This is a genomic window from Bacillus sp. GMs2/2 (assembly GCF_050172095.1).
Classification (GTDB): domain Bacteria; phylum Bacillota; class Bacilli; order Bacillales; family Bacillaceae_G; genus Bacillus_A; species Bacillus_A cereus.
The window spans coordinates 1-3226 of sequence record NZ_JBNLYE010000413.1; the positions used below are offsets into that span (position 1 = coordinate 1).

Consider the following 3226-nt stretch of genomic DNA (forward strand, 5'->3'; position numbering starts at 1 on the left):
GAAAATGAATGAAATAGTAGCAAGTACACAATTTCCAAATACAATCGAAACAATAACAAAAGATTTAAAAGCATTAGGAGTCGAAAAAGGAATGACAATTATCGTTCATTCATCACTAAGTTCTATCGGGTGGATATCTGGTGGTGCGGTTGCTGTAGTAGAAGCATTAATGAAAGTTGTTACGGAAGAAGGAACGATAATAATGCCAACGCAATCTTCGGATTTGTCCGATCCGAAACATTGGTCAAGACCACCTGTACCGGAAGACTGGTGGCAAATTATCCGAGATAACGTCCCAGCATTTGATTCACGTATAACCCCAACAAGGGGAATGGGTGAAATAGTTGAATGTTTTCGTACATATCCGAATGTAGTACGTAGTAATCATCCGTTAGGAAGTTTTGCTGCATGGGGAAAACATGCAGTAGAAATAACAATGAACCATTCGTTATCAATGAGCTTTGGAGAAGAATCTCCATTAAGAAAAATATATGATTTAGACGGGTACGTATTATTAATTGGTGTTGGATATGATTCCAATACGTCTGTTCATTTATCCGAGGTGCGTTCTGGTGCATGTGAGTTAATACAAGTAGGAGCACCTATTATAGAAAACGGTGAAAGAGTGTGGAAAGAGTTTTTTGAAATGGATTACGAATCTGAGAAGTTTGTAGAAATTGGTGTGGAGTTTGAGCGAAAAGGAACTGTAAAAAATGGGAAGATAGGGAATGCAACGTGTCGTCTAATGAAACAGCGTGATATAGTTGACTTTGGAACAGAATGGTTTCGTAAGAAAAATTAGTAAGGGATGGTTACAATGAAGGGGAAAAAGGTATTAATTACGAGCGGTGGTTGTCTAGAAAAATGGGATCAAGTACGCGGGCATACGAATATGGCCAAAGGTACAATCGGAAGGATAATCGCAGAAGAACTTCTAGCTAAAGGGGCACATGTTATATATTTACACGGTTATTTTGCGGAGAAACCGAGTGATGTACATAGAGGGTTAGAATTACATCCATTTGAAGGAATCGTTGATTTACAAGATAAAATGAAAAGTATCATATCACATGAAAAGATTGATGCAGTCATTATGGCAGCGGCTGGATCAGATTGGATTGTGGAGAAAATTTGTGATCAAGATGGTAATGTTCTTAATATGAACGGAAAAATTTCAAGTGATATAGCACCGATTATTCACTTTCAAAAGGCTCCAAAAGTATTAAAACAAATAAAAGAATGGGACCCAGAAACAGTACTTGTTGGTTTTAAACTTGAAAGTGATTTAAATGAAGAAGAACTGTTTGAAAGAGCAAAAAATAGAATGAAAGAAGCAAGGGCGAATGTAATGATTGCGAATTCACCACATTCTTTATATTCGCGCGGAGCTGTGCATTATGTAATTGGACAGGATGGTAAAGGGAAGTTGTGTAATGGGAAAGATGAAACAGCGAAAGAAATTGTCAAAAGCTTAGAGTTATTATGTAATCGTGTCACTGCTTTTTAAAATTAAGTTTTTAGATGAGAATGAATCCGCATAGTAATAAGTAAGCGAAACTTTAATTGGTGGGAATTTTACTTTTACACGAATGTGAAGCGTATACCAATCAAGAGCTATACACAGAATAATTGGTGAGGAGTGGATTCTATGGAACATTTATTAAAGCAAGCTATTAAACTTAGAAACGAAAAGAAATATGCGCAGTCTAAAGAGATGCTTATAGGATTAACAAACTTTACAAAGGATGCAGAAGTACTGTATCAGTGTGCGTGGATACATGATGTAATGGGGCTAGAAACAGAAGCAGTTCCGTATTATGAGCAGGCAATCGCAAATGGACTTGATGGCGAATCGCTTTGCGGTGCTTATATTGGTTTAGGAAGTACATATCGTTGTATAGGGGAATATGAAAAGGCAATTACAGTATTAGAAGCTGGGGTGAAAAAATTCCCAGAGAACGCTCCGATGAAAGTATTTTTATCATTAGCAAAATATAACGTAAACGATCACGAATCAGCGATGAAATTATTACTTGAAACTGTCGTGAAAGTAGAGGAAGTAAAAGAATTTGAACGTGCCATTTCATTTTATAAAGACCATTTAAATGAGGTTTTTAAATAAAGGAGTGAACGTATGGAGGTTACACTATCACGAAGGCGAAAAGGTGTTTGGATTGGACTCGTCTTTTTAATTATGCTACCAAACTATTTATTGTATGCCCTTCCAATTGTACCAGTTGCGCCGAAAGAAGTTGTGCTTGGGTCATTATTAGATTGCATGTTTGTCATTCCAATCATCACGTATTTCTTCATTATTCGAAAAAGATACTCGTTAACGTATATAGTTCCTGTTGTAATAGCTGGTTATATTTTTGCGAGATTTATTATTCCAAGTGACTATTTACAAGCTTTTTCATTCATCTCTTATATTATTGTTGCGGCTGAAATTGCATTTGTAGGTCTAGAATTATTCCTTCTCTATAAAATTGTTAGAGTGCTTCCTAAAATAATAAAAAAATATAAAGAATATAGAAGAGAAAATTATTCCTTTTCTTATGCAATTGATGCAGCGTTTGACGCTACTATGAAAAGAAGTAAGTTAGTAGATGTCATCCTAACAGAGTGTAAGTTAATCTATTATGCGTTTTTATCGTGGCGTGAAAAAGTACCAACAGGTAAATCTGTATACTCATATCATAAAAAGACTGGTGCTATAGGTGTGTATATCATGATTATTCATGCAACAATAATTGAAAGCATTGGTTTTCATTATTTACTACATCAGTGGAATCCAGTAATAGCATGGATTTTACTTATTTTAAATGTATACGCGATGATTTATTTTATAGCTGAAATACAAGCGATGCGCAAAAATCCCCTTGTCGTAACAGAAGAACAAGTAGTCATTCAAATCGGATTAGGAAAGAAAATTGTTATGCCATTTACACAAATTGATAATATTGCGTTCTACAAGGGTGAATTGCTAACGGCAAAAGAAGGGAAACAGGTATTGGATGCAACTGTTATGGAGTTCATAAAAGAACCTGCTACTTTTGAAATAACATTAAAAGAGCCAGTGAAAGCGCAGTTGTTATACGGCTTTTCTAAAAGAGTAAGTCGTGTTTACTTGAATGTTGATGAAGAACGAAAATTTTATGATGCGGTTAAGGAAAAGTTAAAACATGAGTAATAGTGCTGTTAGTTACATAATAAAAACTCTTTCTAA

Annotated in this window: 4 protein-coding genes; all 4 read left to right on the forward strand. The window is 35.2% G+C overall.

Going from position 1 to position 3226, the window contains the following annotated elements; genetic code table 11:
- On the forward strand, positions 1–802 hold an 802-nt coding region (locus tag ACQGS6_RS25270), incomplete at its 5' end, for an aminoglycoside N(3)-acetyltransferase (RefSeq protein WP_426965787.1).
- 15 nt (positions 803–817) lie between these two features.
- The gene (locus ACQGS6_RS25275; protein ID WP_000676724.1) at positions 818–1507 is read left to right on the forward strand and encodes a phosphopantothenoylcysteine decarboxylase; all 690 of its coding nucleotides are present in this window, start codon (positions 818–820) and stop codon (positions 1505–1507) included.
- 141 nt (positions 1508–1648) lie between these two features.
- The gene (locus ACQGS6_RS25280; protein ID WP_000400636.1) at positions 1649–2122 is read left to right on the forward strand and encodes a tetratricopeptide repeat protein; all 474 of its coding nucleotides are present in this window, start codon (positions 1649–1651) and stop codon (positions 2120–2122) included.
- Between the two features lie 12 nt (positions 2123–2134).
- On the forward strand, positions 2135–3190 hold the full coding sequence (locus tag ACQGS6_RS25285; protein WP_426965788.1) for a hypothetical protein: 1056 nt from the start codon (positions 2135–2137) through the stop codon (positions 3188–3190).
- Positions 3191–3226 lie beyond the last annotated feature (36 nt).

Coding starts and splice junctions, on each gene's coding strand:
- ACQGS6_RS25275 (WP_000676724.1), top strand. CDS start 818: ATGAAGGGGAAAAAGGTATTAATTACGAGCGGTGGTTGTCTAGAAAAA.
- ACQGS6_RS25280 (WP_000400636.1), top strand. CDS start 1,649: ATGGAACATTTATTAAAGCAAGCTATTAAACTTAGAAACGAAAAGAAA.
- ACQGS6_RS25285 (WP_426965788.1), top strand. CDS start 2,135: ATGGAGGTTACACTATCACGAAGGCGAAAAGGTGTTTGGATTGGACTC.